Here is a 17231-nt window from a genome sequence, read left to right on the forward strand (position 1 = left end):
CTGTGGCTTAAACCAGTCAGCTGGTTAGGCCCTCGATTCCCGGAGTTCTGCGGCAATGGCTGATCATTCCGAACGACAAAGCGCGATCGACGCCCACGGCATCATTGGCGACATGCGCAGCGCGGCGCTGGTCAACGACAAGGGCAGCGTGGACTTTTTCTGCTGGCCGGAATTCGACAGTCCGTCGATCTTCTGCGCGCTGCTGGACAGCCCCGAAGCCGGCATCTTCCAATTGGCTCCGGACCTGCCCGACGCCCGTCGCGAGCAGATTTACCTGCCCGACACCAACGTCTTGCAAACCCGCTGGCTCAGCGATCATGCGGTGGTCGAAGTCACCGACCTGCTGCCCATCGGCGACAGCGAGGATGATTTGCCGATGTTGATGCGCCGGGTGCGCGTGGTCAGCGGTCAAGCGACGATTCAGATGTTGTGCAACCTGCGTCATGACTATGCGCGGGCTGACACCAAGGCTCGGTCGCGTGGCCGCAGTGTGTATTTCGAGGCTACCGGTCAGCCTCCCATGCAACTGTGCTCGGATCGGCCCTTGCGCGTCGAAGGCAATGCAGCGATTGCCGATTTCACCCTCGAACAGGGCCAGAGCGCCGAATTTCTGCTCGGCGACGTTGACGATCCGCGCTTCAAGGAAGGCGCCGCCGATCTGTGCCTGGAGCGCACCTTGAAGTTCTGGCGCGACTGGATCGGCCAGTCCAATTACCGCGGGCGCTGGCGGGAAATGGTCAATCGCTCGGCCCTGGCGCTGAAGCTGCTGACCTCGCGCAAACACGGCGCCATCCTCGCCGCCGCCACCTTCGGCCTGCCGGAAACACCTGGCGGCACACGCAACTGGGACTACCGCTACACCTGGATCCGCGACGCCTCGTTCACCGTCTACGCCTTCATGCGCCTGGGCTTCGTCGAGGAAGCCAACGCCTACATGCGCTGGCTGCGTGGCAGGGTCAGTGATTGCCGTGGTAAACCGATGAAACTCAATATTCTCTACGCTATCGATGGCCGCCAGGAACTGCCGGAAACCGAACTTTCGCACCTGTCCGGCCATGGCGGCGCGACGCCGGTACGCATCGGCAATCAGGCTTATGATCAAATCCAGCTCGACATCTTCGGCGAGCTGATGGACGCGGTTTACCTGGTCAACAAGTACGGTGAGGCGATCTCCCACGAAGGCTGGAAACACACCGTGGAAGTGGTCGATCAGGTCTGCGAAACCTGGCAGCAAAAGGACGTTGGCATCTGGGAAATGCGCGGCGAGCAGCATCATTTCCTGCACTCGCGATTGATGTGCTGGGTGGCGCTGGATCGGGCCATCCGGCTGGCCTCCAAACGCTCGCTGCCCGCCCCGTTCGCCCGTTGGGACCAGACCCGTCAAGCGATCTACGCCGACATCTGGAGCAACTTCTGGAACGAAGAACACGGGCATTTCGTCCAGCACATTGGCGGCACCGGCCTCGACGGCTCGATGCTGCTGATGCCGCTGGTGCGCTTCGTCAGCGCCAAGGATCCGCGCTGGATCGCGACCCTCGAAGCCATCGAGAAACACCTGGTGCGCGCGGGCATGGTCTACCGCTACCGCAACGACGACAGCCAGATCGACGGCCTGCCCGGCACCGAAGGCGCCTTTGCCGCCTGTTCGTTCTGGTACGTCGAATGCCTGGCCCGGGCCGGCCAGGTAGAAAAAGCGCATCTGGAGTTCGAGCAATTGCTGAAGTATGCCAACCCGTTGGGGTTGTACGCCGAAGAGTTCGACAGCCACGCCCGACACTTGGGCAACACTCCGCAAGCATTGACGCATCTGGCGCTGATCAGCGCGGCGAGCTTTCTGAACAGGAAGCTGAGCGGGGAGAAAAACGTCTGGCAGCCTTGAGAATGAGGTGACTGCTTCGCGGGCAAGCCTCGCTCCTACAGATGTATACCGTTCAACTGTGGGGGGCGCTGGCTTCGGCATCGCCGTTGTGACCACCGCCAAAACTCGTCGGAAATATCCACTTTTACGACACTTTTTGTAGGATCAAGACCTACCCGCGATGAACTTAAACACACTCTGCCTGGCAGGAATGACCTCCCGTGGCGAGGGGGCTTGCCCCCGTTGGGTCGCGTAGCGGCCCCTCGAATGCTCAACCACATTCCTCCAGAAGCACCGTATTTACTGGCTTAGCGACTGCTGCGCAGCCGAACGGGGGCAAGCCCCCTCGCCACAACAGTGTGTAGGCCAATCGCCTACATTCACTAAACAAACCAGCCCAATCAACACCTGGTAACTGATTCCTACATCCGGAAATACCTTGTTGCCAGCACCTACATCCATCCCTACCATCCACGCTCAACGGGCACAGCGGAGCTGTCCAACAAAACCCGAATTCAAGGAACCAGAATGACCCAGCGCATCCATCGCAGCATCAACGTCCCACTCCGATCAGGCCTGAATCGGACTGAACTGTGGGAAGGCCCCGACAAAGGCTTGATCAAATGCTGGGAAATCGGCCGTCAGCGCGCCGCCCGCTTCCCCGACCTCGCCCACCAATGCCTCACCGGCGAACTCCCGGTGCTGGGTTGGAAAGGTGGCGTCAGCCGCAGCCTGAAGAAACTTGAAAAATACGGATCCCTGAAATACCTCGCCCAATGGCAAGGGTTACGCGGGGATGATCTGGATATTGATCTGAGCGCAGAACGGGCGCTGACCTGTTCCAGGACCAAAATGGTCGTGACGTATACGCCGGACCGGTCGAAGTACTTCAATCAGATGGACGTGGAAACCTGAGGAACGGGCCCGGGTCGATCTGAATCAGCCGTTGATAGACAGCCCATGGAGCATCGAATGCAGACCCAACATGTCCTGACGCCAAACCTCGATATTGCCTGCGAAACACACGGCCCCAGCACCGGCGACCCGATCATTCTTCTGCACGGCTTCCCCTACTCCCCCCGCGCCTATGACGACATCGCTCCAGCCCTCGCCGCAAAGGGCTACCGCGTGATCGTCCCGTACCTGCGCGGCTACGGCCCGACCCGTTTCAACTCCCCCGCCACCCTGCGCTCTGGCCAGCAGGCCGCCCTCGCCCAGGATTTGCTGGACCTGATGGACGCCCTCGCCATCAAACAGGCCGCGCTGTGCGGTTATGACTGGGGCGGTCGGGCGGCGTGCATTGTCGCGGCGCTAAGGCCGGAGCGGGTGCGCTGCCTGGTGACCGGGGACGGTTACAACCTGCAGAACATCCCCCGCTCCACCCAGCCTCTGGATCCGCAGACCGAACATCGTCTCTGGTATCAGTATTACCTCCACACCCCGCGCGGCGTGGAAGGCTTGACCCAAAACCGTCGGGCGCTGTGCGAACTGCTCTGGCGCCTGTGGTCACCGACCTGGGCGCAAAATGCCGAACGATATCCCTTGAGCGCGCCAGCCTTCGATAATCCGGATTTCGTCGACGTAGTAATTCACTCGTACCGGCACCGGTTCATGTATGCGCCTGGCGACCCGGCGCTGGAGTGGATGGAAGAAGCGCTGACCCGACAACCGGCAATCAGCGTGCCGACAATTTCCCTGTGCGGGGCCGATGACGGTGTGGGGCCCGCGCCTGAAGTCGATGAAGACGCCGAGCATTTTACCGGCCCCTACGAACGCCGAGTGTTGGCGGGCGTCGGGCATAACATTCCCGAGGAAGCACCCGAAGCGACGCTCAGGGCAATACTGGATCTGCTGAAGGGCTGACGGAAAACCGCTCGCGATAGGCCTGCGGTGTTACACCCATGGCCCGCAGAAAACTGCGGCGCAGGGTCTCTTCGCTGCCAAACCCGCATTGCACCGCGACCCGTTTGATCGGTACGCCGGTGTCGCTGAGCAGTCGTCGCGCGGTCTCGACCCGAATCAGTTCAATGGCCCGCGCCGGGGTCTGGCCAGTGTCGGCGCGGTAGTGACGGACGAAGCTGCGCTCGCTCATCCCGGCCTGCAAGGCCAAGGTCGGAATGCCGAGGTCCTTGGTGAGGTTTTCGCTGATCCAGGCGTGAAGCTCGTCGAATCGGTTGCCTTCTTTTTGCAAAGACAGGGTCACGCTGAACTGCGACTGGCCCCCCGGACGCTTGAGAAACACCACCAGTTGCCGGGCGACTTCGAGGGCCATGGTTCGGCCGAGGTCTTGTTCGACCATGGCCAGCGCCAGGTCAATGCCTGCGGTAACCCCGGCCGAGGTCCAGACCGGACCGTCGTTGATGAAGATCGGGTTGGGTTCGACCTGCAGTTTGGGATGCTGCTGCGCCAATTGCTCGCAACGGGTCCAGTGCGTCACCACCCGTCGACCATCAAGCCAGCCGCTGGCCGCCAGCAAAAACGCCCCGGTACACACCGACGATACCCGCCGGCAATCTCGCGCATGCTCACGCACCCACCCCACCAGCGACGCGTCCTGCGCTGCCGCGTAAACGCCCCAGCCACCGGCAATGATCAAGGTGTCGCTGCCCCGATCCGGCAGCGGCTCCGCCAACAGTGCCAACCCCGCCGACGACATCACCGCCCCGCCACCGCTGGCAATCACTGACGGCGCATAGGGCGGCGGCAGACCTTGCTGGCGGGCAATGTCGTTGGCTGAGGCAAACACCTGCAACGGCCCGGTGACATCGAGCACTTGCACGTTGGCGAAGGCCAGCACATGAATGGTTTTCGGGTGGTTCGGCATGATTGGCGTAATTCGTGGGGTTATTGGCGTATTCGCCAAATCCTACGAGCCTACAGTGAAGCCGTCCACCCCAATCAGGAGAAGAACGCCATGACGTTGCAGATCGGTTTACTGTTGTTTCCACAGGTTCAACAACTGGACCTGACCGGCCCTTATGACGTGCTGGCCTCGCTGCCGGACGTGAAGGTGCATCTGATCTGGAAGGATCTGGTGCCCGTCACCGCGAGTACCGGGCTGGTGTTGAAACCGACCATCACCTTCGACGATTGCCCGCCGCTGGATGTGATCTGCGTTCCCGGTGGCGGTGGTGTCGGGCCATTGATGGAAGATGAACAAACCCTGGCCTTCATCAAGGCTCAGGCCGCCACGGCGCGGTATGTCACCTCGGTCTGCACCGGTGCCCTGGTGCTTGGCGCGGCAGGGCTGCTCAAGGGCAAGCGCGCCACCACTCACTGGGCGTATCACGAGTTGCTCGGGCTGTTGGGGGCGATTCCGGTGAAGGATCGGGTGGTGCGCGACGGCAATCTGCTGACCGGTGGCGGGATCACCGCAGGGATCGATTTTGCCCTGACCCTGGCCGCTGAATTGTTCGATAAGGACACCGCGCAACTGGTGCAATTGCAGCTGGAATACGCCCCGGCACCACCGTTTGCGTCGGGCAGCCCCGAGACAGCGCCAGCCAGCGTGCTGGAGGAAGCCCGTAAACGCGCTGCCGGGTCGTTGAAATTACGTACGGAAATCACCGAACGTGCAGCGGCGAAACTCGACCTCCAGTGAAAGAGATGGCCGCGGGGGGCTATCCCCCCGCAGCCAGTCACTCACGCCGGGAATCCGTCGCGGAAAACCTCGCTCAAGCATTCGCCGCACGCCGGCCATTCGGCACAAACAGCTCGAACGAGTCATCGCCATAAGCCCGCTCCACTTTAGCGATCACCACTTGATAACCCGCATACCACTTGCGGTACTGACGCTTGGCCTCCAGGTGCTTGGGATGGCTGGCGAATTCCCGGATAGAGGCTTCGTCCTGCCAGTAGTAACTGGCGTTGACTAGCTCGCCATCGGCCGAGCACCAGGACTGGGTACCGACGAACCCTTCGATGCTGATCGCGACTTCGTCGATCAACGTGCTCAACCGGTTGAACTCCTCGTCCCGTTGCCCGGGTTTGTAGATAAACGATGCGATGTACATGCAGAGGTTCCTTTTCAGCGAATGAGTCAGGCCGGACGCGTCATCAGGGCCAACCGGACGGCGAGCAACAGCAATACCGCGGCCAGCCCCAATGACTGCCATTTGGCGAATGTCGACGTGCTGGAAATACGCCGGCTGACCGTGCTGCCGAAAACCCCGAGCAGGGTGTGAAACACGCCACTGACCAGGGTCAGCACCATGCCCAGCAGCACCAGCTGTACGGCAATCGAGCCTCGTTGCGCGTTAACGAATTGCGGCAGGAACACCATGAAAAACAGCAAGGCCTTGGGGTTCAGCAGGCTGTTGAGCATCGCCCGGATCAGCAGGGTCTTGAGCGGCACCTGCGCAACATCCGACGTGCCGCTGGCCGATGGCTTTTGCAACGCCTTGAACGCCAGCCACAGCAGGTACAGGACGCCGGCATAACGGATCAGGTCGAAGGCCGGCGGCCAACTGGCAACCAGTGCCGTAACCCCCATCGCGGTCAGCGCGGTCAGGATCAGATCGGCCAGGCCAATGCCCAATCCCGACGCCACACCGCCGCGCCAGCCATAACTGGCACCATGGCTGATGACGAAGGCCATGTTCGGTCCGGGTGACAGCAGCAACAGCATCACCGCGCCGACGAAAATCGATAAGGTCGCAGGGTCAATCACAGCGAAGTCTCCGTCCTGGAAAGCCTGTAGATTAGGGCGCCAATCTGATACAAACAAAAAATTGATCCAGATACAAAGAGCGCTCGCCCATGACCCGTATTCGCTACAAACGCCTGGTGGATCAGTTCGCCGGGAAGATTCGCAGCGGTGAACTGCCACCCGCCACGCAATTGCCGACCATTCGCGCGCTGATGCAGAGCGAACGGATCGCCCTGGCCACGGCATTGCGGGTCTATCACGAGTTGGAGGCGATCGGCCTGGTGGTCGGCGAGACCGGCCGTGGCACCTTTGTGCGCGACACATCCTTGCCACGCGGTCTGGGATTGGAACAGCAACCACTGGGCGCCGGCATGGTGGACCTGACCTTCAATTACCCGTCGGTACCCGGTCAGGACGAGTTATTGCGCGAGGGTTTGCGAGCGATTGCCGCCTCCGGGGATATCGATGCGCTATTGCATTCCGCGCCTCAGGGCGGGCGGCCGCATGAACGGCAGACGGCGGCCCGGCATTTACGCAATCGGGACATTCGGGTGGGGGGCGATCAGGTGCTGATCGTCAACGGCGCCCAGCAAGGTCTTGCCGTGACGCTGATGGCACTGCTCAAGCCGGGAGATATTCTGGCCCTCGACGCCCTCACCTACCCCGGCCTGAAAACCCTGGCCCAGGCCCATCGGCTGGACCTCGAAGCCCTGCCGCAAATCGCCGGGCACACCGACCTCGACGCCCTGGAAGCACTGTGCAAGCGGCGTCCCGTGCGGGCGCTCTACAGCATGCCGACGATGCACAATCCGCTGGGGACGGTGATGTCCATCGCCGACCGTGAGCGCCTGGTGCAATTGGCCGAACGATACGACTTTCTGATCATCGAAGACGGCGCCTATGCCTTCCTCGCAGAACCGGCACCCAAACCGCTGTTTACCCTGGCCCCGCAGCGCACGCTGTACATCAGCGGCCTGTCGAAAAGCGTTGCCTCGGGCCTGCGCATCGGTTTCATCGTTGCACCGAAAGCGATGATGCCGGCGCTGGAGCAAGCCATCCGCGTGTCGACATGGAGCACCCCGTCGCTGACCGTCGCGCTGGCCTGCCGCTGGATCGATAGCGGCGAAGTCGACAACCTCGAAGAGCAAAAGCGCCTGGACGCCCGGCAGCGACAGGACCTGGCTCGGCAGATCCTGAAAAGCTGCGAACTGGTGGCGCATCCCGCTTCCTACTACCTCTGGCTCAGATTGCCCGAAGGCTTGCGGGCCGAAACGGTGGTTGCCGAGCTGGAACGTAAAGGTGTGCAGGTGACCAGCGCCGATCCCTTTGCCACGACCACTCATGTGCCTCCTGCACTGCGGGTGGCCATGGGATCGATCAGCCTCGACGTGTTGAAGCGCGCCCTGGAGACTCTGCGTGAAGTCGTGGACATCTGACGGACTTTTCGGACACCCATAAAAAAACCCGCCTAAGCGGGTTTCTCAAGACCATTACGACATCCTGTCGGTAGCCATCCTGGCGTATGGTCGATCATCCGTGATCCTGAACACGTCCTGTGTTCAGTTGATGGATCCAGATTAAACACATCGACGAAGCTTCAAAAGACGACATAACAGCGGCTGCGTGTAAGCCATTGACCATTCAGCACCTGAAAGCAGCCCCTGTAGCAGCTGCCGAAGGCTGCGTTCGGCTGCGAAGCAGTCGCAAACTCAGGCGCTGCGGTCTTTCAGGTACACCGGGGTTGTATGGTCTACGACTGCTTCGCAGCCGAACGCAGCCTTCGGCAGCTGCTACTAGTACGGGTACAGGTACGGGAGATCGGTCGCAGTTCTCTGCAGACGAAAAAAAACCCGCCGAAGCGGGTTTTCCCAAGACCATATCGACTCCCTGTCGGCAGCAATCCTTGCTTATGGTCGATCATCCGTGACCCTGAGCACTTCCTGTGCTTCAGTTGATGGGGCTAGATTACGCTTCGGATCCAATCAGCAATAGACGATATAGCTACTACCACGTGTAAGACATTCGCCATAGCCGCCCTTCCGAAAACCCTTAGACGTATCCACCATCATGGGCCGAAGCCGCGAATTTCGCGGCTTGCAGCCATCAACTTCCCTGACGCTCGTGGGCCTTGGTGTTTTCTGCCAGGAACTGTTCGATATTGTTCATCTGCTCATCCCAGCCACGGCTGTCCATGCGGAAAGCCTTGAGCCTGCGCGACTGAGGAATGTGATCGAAACCGGACTCGACGACCGTCAACAGCGTGCCTTCGTCCATGTCCTGGAGTTCGAATTTCACCAGCGTGGTGGGCTCCTGAGAGTAATCGACTTCCGGCTCCACCGCATACGGGTGCCAGCGAAACGAAAACACCCGCTCCGGCTCGACCCGCTCCACCAGTACATTCCACAACAAGTGCTCATAACCAGGATACGTAATCTGCCCCTGGGTCCACTCGCCGGCGACAAAGCGCTTGCCTTCGAGTGCCACGCCGAACCATTGTCCGAACATTTCGGCATTGGCCAGCATGCGCCAGACCCGCGAGCGCGGCGCCTTGAGCAGGATCTTCCTTTCGATGCGATCTGATGCTGGGTTCATAAGTCACCTCCTGTATTGAACAGTAGGCCCGTAAAGACCAGAAGACCAACCTAAAAGTTGTATCAAACAGGTGCCGCAATCAACCGTACCTGAAATATTCGGCCTCGATTCTGGCCATAAGTTCTGGTTTGAAAGGCACAGTCAACGGATTGAAACTGCTAACGTTTGCAACGACGTGCAACCTTACAAGGAAGATTCATGCAGCCTTCACTCACGGAGCGTTATCGCGCAACCCTGTTAGGGCTTGCTTGCGCAGATGCTATCGGCACCAGCGTCGAATTCCAGCCACGCGGCTCGTTCGATCCCCTGACCGATATGGTTGGCGGCGGCCCGTTCAATCTGAAGCCGGGGCAATGGACCGATGACACATCCATGGCACTTTGCCTGGCTGAAAGTCTGCTGAACAAAAAAGGTTTTGATGCGGCTGACCAGATGGGCCGTTACCTCAACTGGTGGCAATGGGGTTACCTGAGTTCGACCGGCGAATGCTTCGACATTGGCATGACCGTACGTGAAGCGCTGGCTCGTTATCAGGAAACCGGCGAGCCATTCGCTGGCTCCTCCGATCCCGACACGGCGGGCAACGGTTCGCTGATGCGGCTGGCGCCGGTCGTTTTGTACTACTTTCCCGACCACGACCGGATCAGGACGTTTTCCGTAGACAGTTCGCGTACTACCCATGCCGCGCCGGAGGCACTTGAATGCTGTCAGTTGCTGGCCGAACTGCTCCGCAAGGCATTGCTAGGCGCCACCAAGCCGGATTTGCAGCGCCTGCCAGAGACAATATTCCTGGAACCGAAAGTCTTGGCCATCGCCCGAGGCGACTACCTCGACAAGTCCAAAGACGATATCCGGGGCAGCGGCTACTGCGTTGCATCACTGGAAGCGGCCTTGTGGTGCTTTCACCACACTGACAGTTTTGCAGCCGCCATCCTCGAAGCCGCGAACCTGGGTGACGACGCCGATACCACTGCCGCCATCGTCGGTCAGTTGGCCGGGGCTCACTATGGTGTGCAGGCCATCCCTGAAGGCTGGCTGGCGAAGTTGCACAGGCGCGCTGACATCCAGGCTTGTGCGGACCAGTTACTCGCGGCTTCAGGCGTCCTTTCTACAAGCTGAAGCCCGCGTCTTCGCTACACTGCAACCTCATCTTTTCATTTGTCACAGCGAGAACTCCCATGCACCCACGCTTGCTCCTGGCACTGACGCCGCTGCTGTTCACCCCTCTTGCGCATGCCGTCGACTGCGACAACGCCACCGACCAGACGACGATGAATCAGTGCGCAGCGCAGCAGAACAAGGCCGCCGACAAGGAGCTGAATGCGCTTTACCAGCAGATCACCACGCGATTGAAGGATAGCCCTGACGCCAAGAAGCTGTTGGTCGGTGCCCAGCGCTCATGGATTGCGTTTCGCGATGCCGAGTGCAAGTTCTCGGCGTCCGGAGTGGAGGGAGGCAGTGTTTACCCGCTGATCTATAGCAACTGCACCACGGCGCTGACCAAGGCGCGGGTCGAAGCCTTCAAGACTTACTTGAAGTGTAAGGAAGGGGATTTGAGTTGCCCGGTGCCTGAGGCTTGATGCTGCGGCGTTCTTGATGCCGCCGCGTGCCAGCTTAACGATCACTATAAAAATCAATCAGTTACTTGAAATAACTGGCTTATGGGCGCGTCTGAACGAGATCGCCCGCGTCTAATATCGCGATACCTGTTGCAGTGTGAGACAAGCATAGAGGCCCCCGGCCGGAACACTTCATCGCCCGGCGATTGACGATGCTGCAGTGCAGGCGCGAAATGTGGGTTCACCGATTGCCAGTCAGAGGGTAAGAACATGGCAAGCATAACGGTCCTGGCGGGGGACTTTCTGCAGGGTGATGGAGAGTACACAGACGGCGTTTTCACGCTCAGGACGTCGCTTCACCCGTGGCCCGGCATCACCCTCCCGCTCTCATTGTTCAAGAGTGTAGAAGTGGCCAACGAGGATTCGATCAACAACATCAAGGATGTCATCGGCTTCGGCGTGGCGGGGGCCATGTTGCTGGGGCCTATCGGCGCAATTGCCGGCTTCATGTTGGCTGGCAAGGAAACCGAGGTAACCTTTCTGGCCACACTCAAGGATGGAAGAAGGTTGCTGGCGGCTGTAGACAGCGACACGTTCGATGAGATTTCCCGAAAAATCCCGTCCTGACATGACAGACGCACGCCGCACCATCGACAGGTGCGGCGTGACATCGGTTCAGCTGTAGAACGTCGGGTGAACGCCTTTGTGAGCCTCGATTTCCAACCGCATATCAGCCACCAGCGAAGCAATTGCATGGGGGCTGTCCAGTGTCCACACCGGAATGTGAGTGGCCACCAGATCCACTTTGCCGGTCATGCAATCGCAGACCCGAATCGTCAGGAACTGGTCCGCCTCCATGCTGCAGGTGCACACGGCGGGCAGAAAACTTTGCTCGATGATGTTTTGGATTTCCAGGGGTGATAGGAACATCGCTACCTCCCTCGCGCCAGATGGATGCCGGGCAAATGTTCCGTCATTTCACCCTTTAGCTTGAAAATTCTAATCCTCAATAGCGGGTGTCTCAAGGCTGTGACAGGTTGCTCGTCGTCTCAACGGGCTGCCGCGATTTGCGACACCTCCAAGGGCTTCGCCCTCCCCTCGCATCACTCAAAACCCGGCTGTCACTAAGCTATCAGCCCCTTCCCGACACTTGGCACAGCCATTGCCAAACAGTGAGCAAGCCCCCGTTTTCACGCACAACAAGAGGTCTTGCCATGCCCCTCCCTTATCTGCTTCCCGCCACCTCGGCGTTCATCCAGCGCGCACCGCGCATGCTCATCGGCGGAGACTGGGTCGAGGCCGCGGACGGCCAGACCATGCCCCTGCGCCAAGGGTGATGTCTTGCAGGCCGCTGCCCTTGAGACGGTCGGCGCGACCTTCGACGGCGAGGATGGTGGCGTCGGAATTGGCGAGGATGATCAGCCCTTCGTTGCCTTGGCGATCGGCCAGATAGTCGATGGCCGGCATCGCCGCATCGATCAACAACCGATTGCTCGCCAGCAGCCCGTCGAGACTGGCGCTCGAGAGTGTCGAGCTTAGCCTTTCAATACCCGCGCCAACGTCGACTTCACTTTGCCCATGCCATCATGCAGTGCCTGTTCAATCTCGGCCATGGTAATCACAGCCGTCGATTTGCCCGCCGCCGGGTTCACCACCAGCGCCAGACAGGCGTAATCCAGTTCCAGCTCGCGTGCCAATGCGGCTTCCGGCATACCGGTCATGCCGACGATGTCACAACCGTCACGTTCCAGCTTCGCGATTTCAGCGACCGTTTCCAGACGCGGCCCCTGGGTGCAAGCGTACACGCCATGACTGCTATAGCCGACGCCTTCAGCCGCCAACGCCGCGATTAATTGCTGACGCAGGGGTTCGCTGTAGGGATAGCTGAAGTCGATGTGTGTAACGTGTTCCAGGTCATCGGCGAAATAGGTGTGTTCGCGACCGCTGGTGTAGTCGATCAATTGATGCGGCACGCAGAAATGCCCGGTGCCCATCGCGGCATGAATCCCGCCCACGGCGTTGACCGCGAGAATCGCTTCAGCTCCGGCCTGCTTCAAGGCCCACAGATTGGCGCGGTAGTTCACCTGATGCGGCGGGAAGCGGTGCGGGTGGCCGTGACGTGCGAGAAACAGCACTTCCTTGCCGGCGTACTCACCGATCTGCACCTCGGCCGAAGGGGCACCGTAAGGGGTGTCCACCGCCAATGACTGACGAATGCTCAAGCCTTCGAGTTGAGTCAGGCCGGTGCCACCGATAATCGCGTAAACCGTCATAACGAAAAGTCCTTAATCAATCAATTGAGCTTCTTTGAGCGCGCCGACGGCCGTCAGCCAGCGCGGGTCTTGACGGTATTCGGTGCTGGCGTACGCCTGCCCACGCATCCGCGCGATACGCGCCGAAGGCTTGACCTTCAACCGCTGGGCGGCACTCAAAGCCAACTCGGCAGCCGCGCGGTCGTTGCACACCAGGCCCATGTCGCAACCGGCGGTCAATGCCGCTTCGATGCGACTGGCGGCATCGCCCACCACGTGCGCACCGGCCATCGACAGGTCGTCACTGAAGATCACGCCATCGAACTGCAGCTCGCCGAGCAGGATGTCCTGCAACCAGCGACGGGAGAAACCGGCAGGCTGGGAATCGACTTGTGGATAAATAACGTGGGCCGGCATGACGGCGGCCAATTGCTTGCTCAATCGCGCGAACGGCACCAGGTCGTTGGCGCGGATCTCTTCGAGGCTGCGTTCGTCATTGGGAATCGCAACGTGGGAATCGGCCTCGGCCCAGCCATGACCGGGGAAATGCTTGCCGGTGGCAGCCATCCCGGCGCTGTTCATGCCACGGATGAATGCACCGGCGAGCAAGGCTGCGCGCTCGGGATCACCTTCGAACGAACGGGTGCCGACAACGGCGCTGCGTTGGTAGTCCAGGTCCAGCACCGGGGCGAAGCTCAGGTCGAGACCGACCGCAAGCACTTCGGTCGCCATGATCCAGCCGCACTGCTCGGCCAGGTATTCGGCATTCGGGTTGTCGGCGATGGCGCGCATGGCGGGCAGTCGCACGAAGCCCTGACGCAGCCGCTGAACCCGACCGCCCTCCTGGTCGACCGCCAGCAGCAGATCGGGACGAATGGCGCGGATCGCGGCGCTCAATTCGCGCACCTGACGCGGGTGTTCGATGTTGCGGGCAAAAATGATCAGGCCGCCCACTTCGGGCTGGCGCAACAATTGGCGATCTTCAGACGTCAGCCAGGTACCGGCGACGTCCACCATCAACGAGCCTTGCAGGCCAGCAGTCATGGAAATTCCTTGAATATGATAAACCCGGCTCGCACGAATTCGCCGCCATGGGCTGAGCCCGGCAGGTCGGCGATATCAATGAGGGGGTTCAAAACGAGAGTCGGCATGGGCGGCTAGCTTAGCGGATGTCAGCTGCCGCGCCCACCCGTGTGCGGTTAAACCTTGGCGGCCACCGGGGTCGATTTGCTGCGTGGACGCAACTGTGCGGTAGCCATGGCGGAGTCGGTGACGCCGGTTTCGGCACGCATGCCCGCGGCCAGGAATGGCACCATCAGACGCATCACTTGCTCGATGGAAGTGTTGACGCCGAAATCGGTCTCGGCAATCGCGCGCAAGGCCTTGATCCCCGACATGCTGAACGCCGCGGCACCTAGCATGAAGTGCACGCGCCAGAACAGTTCGATCGGAGGAATGCGTGGCGCGGCTTCGTTGACCAGCAGCATGTAGCGGCGGAAAACCTTGCCGTACATGTCTTCCAGATAACGACGCAAGTGCCCTTGGCTCTGACTGAAAGCCAGCCCCAGCAAACGCATGAAGATGGAAAGGTCGTTGCCGCTGCGTGGTTGCACCACCAGGGCTTGCTCGACGAGGATCTCCAGCAATTCTTCGAGGGTCGGTTTGTTCTCGGGTTTGGCCTGACGGCGCTCTAGCTCTTTATCGAGACTGAGGCAGAATGGCCCGAGAAAACGCGAGAAGACCGCTTGAATCAGCGCCTTCTTCGATCCGAAGTGATAGTTCACCGCCGCCAGATTGACACCGGCCTTGCTGGTGATCAGACGCAACGAGGTTTCAGCGAAACCTTTTTCCGCGAACAATTGCTCGGCAGCATCGAGAATGCGTTCAACGGTTTCCGACTGGGCCATGGCTACTCCGCCTGACAAACACTTGTTTGAAACATACGTTTCAGCCCAGGCCTTGTCAAGTCTGGCGGTTCGTTTTGGGAATGGTCGGTCAGCTATTTAACCATACAACACTGGCGCTTCAATCGGCGAGCTGAATGACCGTCCAGCGGCCGGCAAAAAAAGGGGCATTGCCAAGACCGGTTCACTGTATATAATCCCAGTCACTGTATAAAAAGACAGAGCGATCAATATGCTAAAGCTGACGCCACGCCAAGCAGAGATTCTGGCCTTCATCAAACGTTGCCTCGAAGACAACGGCTACCCGCCAACCCGCGCGGAAATCGCTCAGGAACTGGGCTTCAAGTCGCCCAACGCGGCGGAAGAACACCTCAAGGCACTGGCCCGCAAGGGCGCGATCGAGATGACCCCGGGCGCCTCCCGCGGCATTCGCATCCCCGGCTTCGAAGCCAAGGCCGACGAATCTACCCTGCCGATCATCGGCCGAGTGGCAGCGGGCGCTCCGATCCTCGCCCAGCAGCACATCGAAGAATCCTGCAACATCAACCCTTCGTTCTTCCACCCTCGCGCTGACTATCTGTTGCGGGTCCATGGCATGAGCATGAAGGATGTCGGCATTTTCGACGGAGACCTGCTGGCCGTCCATACCACCCGCGAAGCCCGTAACGGTCAGATCGTGGTGGCGCGGATTGGCGACGAAGTGACCGTCAAGCGCTTCAAGCGCGACGGCAGCAAAGTCTGGCTGATTGCCGAAAACCCTGAATTCGCCCCTATCGAAGTCAACCTGAAAGATCAGGAACTGGTGATCGAAGGCTTGAGCGTCGGCGTGATTCGCCGCTAAAGGAGGCTTTATGCAGTTCCCACACACTTCACAGCAAGCCCAACTGCCGTTGTTCGAGGCATTCATGGCGCAGCCGCTGGCGCCGATCCTGAAAGAAGTGGTCGAGTCGCCCTGGAGCGCCGAACCCGAAGTCTTCAGCGAGCTGTCATTGCGTGGCGCGGCCGGGAACTGCCTGAACCTTCTGGCACCAATCCTCAGGGAGCTGAGCCAGGATCAGGACGCTCGCTGGCTGACTCTGATCGCCCCGCCCGCCAGCCTGACCCAGGCCTGGCTGCGAGACGCCGGCCTGAACCGTGAACGCATTCTGCTGCTGCAACCACGCGGCACACAGAGCGCTCAGCAGCTGACCTGTGAAGCTTTGCGACTTGGCCGCAGCCATACGGTCGTCAGCTGGCTAAACCCGCTGAGTACATCCTCGCGGCAACAGCTGATCAGCGCCGCCCGTACTGGGGATGCGCAAAGTCTGAATATTCGACTGGGTTAGCTGAAAAACACTATGCGCGCCGAGCAGCGCGGGGCTTCTCCAAGGATAGAGAAGCCGATCTGTAGGGGTATTCGCAAAATCCGACGGGCGGGATCAATGAAGAACCCGTGGCCCCTCTTCCTTATCAAATTCGCCTTCAACCAGGCGTCCTGCCATCTGAACACCAACGCTCAACATTGCCTTGGCAACTTCCACGTGCTGGCCTTGCAGGAAAGCCTTGGCATCCTCGGAGAAATCCAAAGTAACCAGAGAACCCTCGTCCTCGGCCCTGCGCAGCTCAATTCGGCCGTCTGGTAACTCGACAATTTCTAGAAAGGACGTTGGCATAAAGGACTGTTCTCCACGAAAGGCAGGGATTATATAGGCATCGGCCAAGCTTCGCTCGGGATCTTGACCAGATGCCATCACGAAGAGAAATTTCTGACAGCATGCTTCCTTGAGCGGACCATTCGCCGAACACTCAATCTTTCAGCACTCGTTCAGCCCTTCGCGAAACCGGATCGCCAAGCTTTTCAGGTTCTGGCGCCAGCTCTCCAGTTCTTCCCGGCTTAGCTCTTCAGGCGCCTCTTCTTCGTCCAGGTTGACGGCCAGAATAAGCGGCTGCGTCACATCACCCTTGGGCTTGTGTGGAGCACGAGGCGGTTGAAACAGTGCGGCATAAGCCGACAGCAGCTTGGCCAGCCAGGTTTCAGGGTTTTGCGCCAACTCGACCATCTCGGCCATTTCCGGAATAGCGATGGTTTCGAGCACTTCGCGGGTCAGCAGCATCTCTGCCCGCGGCGCGTTGGCCTGAGGCAAGCGATAGAAGCCGGCGATTTCATGGCACAACCCCAACAGCGCTCCGTACAGGTGAAACAACGCCGATTCTCGCCCGGCCTGAATCAGCGCCAGGGAGTTCATCGCCCGCCCCTCTTCGGCCTTGGCGAGCGCTTCCAGCGACAAGCCGGCGAAATAAATTTTCTGGTTGGTACGGGTATAGAGTTCGTGGGCCATGACGGCAGCCTCCACAACGAAATAATTGCTTCACGCAGGTCTGACAGTGTCGTGGATCACCCAAGCTCACCGCAAGCCCAAAACAAAAAGGCCGCATGAA

The 17231-nt window shown here is 60.0% G+C and carries 20 protein-coding genes and 1 pseudogene; 10 read left to right on the top strand and 11 right to left on the bottom strand.

The window, feature by feature from the left end; all coding sequences use genetic code 11:
* Positions 1 to 55: 55 nt before the first annotated feature.
* The 3 genes from JUI81_RS21350 (at position 56) to JUI81_RS21360 (ending at position 3721) form a co-directional block, all read left to right on the top strand.
* Positions 56 to 1879, top strand: coding sequence for a glycoside hydrolase family 15 protein (locus tag JUI81_RS21350; protein WP_204124992.1), 1824 nt, complete (start codon positions 56 to 58; stop codon positions 1877 to 1879).
* A gap of 507 nt (positions 1880 to 2386) precedes the next feature.
* Entirely contained in the window at positions 2387 to 2773 is a 387-nt protein-coding gene (locus JUI81_RS21355) for a hypothetical protein (protein WP_204124993.1), read from the top strand.
* Between the two features lie 57 nt (positions 2774 to 2830).
* Positions 2831 to 3721 carry an alpha/beta fold hydrolase gene (locus JUI81_RS21360; RefSeq protein ID WP_204124994.1) on the top strand — a complete coding sequence of 297 codons (891 nt, stop codon included), beginning with the start codon at positions 2831 to 2833 and terminating at the stop codon, positions 3719 to 3721.
* On the opposite strand, the gene JUI81_RS21365 is transcribed toward JUI81_RS21360, so the two are convergent.
* On the bottom strand, positions 3690 to 4682 hold the full coding sequence (locus JUI81_RS21365; RefSeq protein ID WP_204124995.1) for a GlxA family transcriptional regulator: 993 nt from the start codon (positions 4680 to 4682) through the stop codon (positions 3690 to 3692). The two genes, JUI81_RS21360 and JUI81_RS21365, sit on opposite strands and share 32 nt — an antisense overlap.
* Positions 4683 to 4772: 90 nt before the next feature.
* Here JUI81_RS21365 and inhA point away from each other — a divergent pair, with 90 nt between their 5' ends.
* Positions 4773 to 5459 carry an isonitrile hydratase gene (gene inhA / locus JUI81_RS21370; protein ID WP_007933144.1) on the top strand — a complete coding sequence of 229 codons (687 nt, stop codon included), beginning with the start codon at positions 4773 to 4775 and terminating at the stop codon, positions 5457 to 5459.
* A gap of 73 nt (positions 5460 to 5532) precedes the next feature.
* On the opposite strand, the gene JUI81_RS21375 is transcribed toward inhA, so the two are convergent.
* A complete protein-coding gene (locus JUI81_RS21375; RefSeq protein ID WP_019579925.1) occupies positions 5533 to 5871 on the bottom strand; it encodes an antibiotic biosynthesis monooxygenase in 339 nt (112 codons plus the stop codon).
* Positions 5872 to 5897: 26 nt separating this feature from the next.
* Positions 5898 to 6527, bottom strand: a complete 630-nt coding sequence (locus JUI81_RS21380; RefSeq protein WP_019579924.1) for a LysE family translocator — start codon at positions 6525 to 6527, stop codon at positions 5898 to 5900.
* 89 nt (positions 6528 to 6616) lie between these two features.
* Between JUI81_RS21380 and JUI81_RS21385 the strand changes: the two genes are divergently transcribed.
* The gene (locus JUI81_RS21385; RefSeq protein WP_204124996.1) at positions 6617 to 7942 is read left to right on the top strand and encodes a PLP-dependent aminotransferase family protein; all 1326 of its coding nucleotides are present in this window, start codon (positions 6617 to 6619) and stop codon (positions 7940 to 7942) included.
* 667 nt (positions 7943 to 8609) lie between these two features.
* Here JUI81_RS21385 and JUI81_RS21390 read toward each other — a convergent pair.
* A complete protein-coding gene (locus JUI81_RS21390; RefSeq protein WP_019579922.1) occupies positions 8610 to 9098 on the bottom strand; it encodes an SRPBCC family protein in 489 nt (162 codons plus the stop codon).
* Positions 9099 to 9296: 198 nt separating this feature from the next.
* Here JUI81_RS21390 and JUI81_RS21395 point away from each other — a divergent pair, with 198 nt between their 5' ends.
* The 3 genes from JUI81_RS21395 to JUI81_RS21405 all read left to right on the top strand — a co-directional run bounded on the left by JUI81_RS21395 (position 9297) and on the right by JUI81_RS21405 (position 11284).
* Positions 9297 to 10217, top strand: a complete 921-nt coding sequence (locus JUI81_RS21395) for an ADP-ribosylglycohydrolase family protein (protein WP_204124997.1) — start codon at positions 9297 to 9299, stop codon at positions 10215 to 10217.
* Positions 10218 to 10276: 59 nt separating this feature from the next.
* Positions 10277 to 10678 carry a lysozyme inhibitor LprI family protein gene (locus tag JUI81_RS21400; protein WP_018925326.1) on the top strand — a complete coding sequence of 134 codons (402 nt, stop codon included), beginning with the start codon at positions 10277 to 10279 and terminating at the stop codon, positions 10676 to 10678.
* Between the two features lie 249 nt (positions 10679 to 10927).
* Entirely contained in the window at positions 10928 to 11284 is a 357-nt protein-coding gene (locus JUI81_RS21405; protein ID WP_019579919.1) for a hypothetical protein, read from the top strand.
* 48 nt (positions 11285 to 11332) lie between these two features.
* Here the strand turns inward: JUI81_RS21405 and JUI81_RS21410 are convergent, their stop codons facing one another.
* The 5 genes and pseudogenes from JUI81_RS21410 to JUI81_RS21430 all read right to left on the bottom strand — a co-directional run bounded on the left by JUI81_RS21410 (position 11333) and on the right by JUI81_RS21430 (position 14816).
* Entirely contained in the window at positions 11333 to 11587 is a 255-nt protein-coding gene (locus JUI81_RS21410) for a DUF1652 domain-containing protein (RefSeq protein ID WP_028941164.1), read from the bottom strand.
* Positions 11588 to 11956: 369 nt separating this feature from the next.
* Positions 11957 to 12181 (bottom strand): annotated as a pseudogene (locus JUI81_RS21415) (sigma-54-dependent Fis family transcriptional regulator); the annotation flags it as partial.
* Positions 12182 to 12192: 11 nt separating this feature from the next.
* On the bottom strand, positions 12193 to 12930 hold the full coding sequence (locus JUI81_RS21420) for an S-methyl-5'-thioinosine phosphorylase (protein ID WP_028941162.1): 738 nt from the start codon (positions 12928 to 12930) through the stop codon (positions 12193 to 12195).
* Positions 12931 to 12942: 12 nt separating this feature from the next.
* On the bottom strand, positions 12943 to 13953 hold the full coding sequence (gene nagZ / locus JUI81_RS21425; protein ID WP_204124998.1) for a beta-N-acetylhexosaminidase: 1011 nt from the start codon (positions 13951 to 13953) through the stop codon (positions 12943 to 12945).
* Between the two features lie 155 nt (positions 13954 to 14108).
* Positions 14109 to 14816, bottom strand: coding sequence for a TetR/AcrR family transcriptional regulator (locus JUI81_RS21430; protein WP_019579916.1), 708 nt, complete (start codon positions 14814 to 14816; stop codon positions 14109 to 14111).
* A 229-nt stretch (positions 14817 to 15045) separates the two neighbouring features.
* Here JUI81_RS21430 and lexA point away from each other — a divergent pair, with 229 nt between their 5' ends.
* Together lexA and sulA are read left to right on the top strand one after the other, a co-directional pair.
* Complete coding sequence (gene lexA / locus JUI81_RS21435) at positions 15046 to 15654, top strand: transcriptional repressor LexA (RefSeq protein WP_007933171.1); 609 nt, start codon at positions 15046 to 15048, stop codon at positions 15652 to 15654.
* 10 nt (positions 15655 to 15664) lie between these two features.
* Positions 15665 to 16138 (top strand): SOS-induced cell division inhibitor SulA, encoded by a 474-nt coding sequence (sulA, locus tag JUI81_RS21440; protein WP_018925320.1) that lies wholly within the window; start codon positions 15665 to 15667, stop codon positions 16136 to 16138.
* Between the two features lie 93 nt (positions 16139 to 16231).
* Here sulA and JUI81_RS21445 read toward each other — a convergent pair whose 3' ends face one another.
* Both JUI81_RS21445 and JUI81_RS21450 read right to left on the bottom strand, forming a co-directional pair.
* Complete coding sequence (locus JUI81_RS21445) at positions 16232 to 16465, bottom strand: hypothetical protein (RefSeq protein WP_007933173.1); 234 nt, start codon at positions 16463 to 16465, stop codon at positions 16232 to 16234.
* A gap of 141 nt (positions 16466 to 16606) precedes the next feature.
* Positions 16607 to 17131, bottom strand: coding sequence for a DUF6586 family protein (locus JUI81_RS21450; protein ID WP_007933174.1), 525 nt, complete (start codon positions 17129 to 17131; stop codon positions 16607 to 16609).
* Positions 17132 to 17231 lie beyond the last annotated feature (100 nt).

It is taken from the genome of Pseudomonas sp. 008, from assembly GCF_016861935.1.
Classification (GTDB): domain Bacteria; phylum Pseudomonadota; class Gammaproteobacteria; order Pseudomonadales; family Pseudomonadaceae; genus Aquipseudomonas.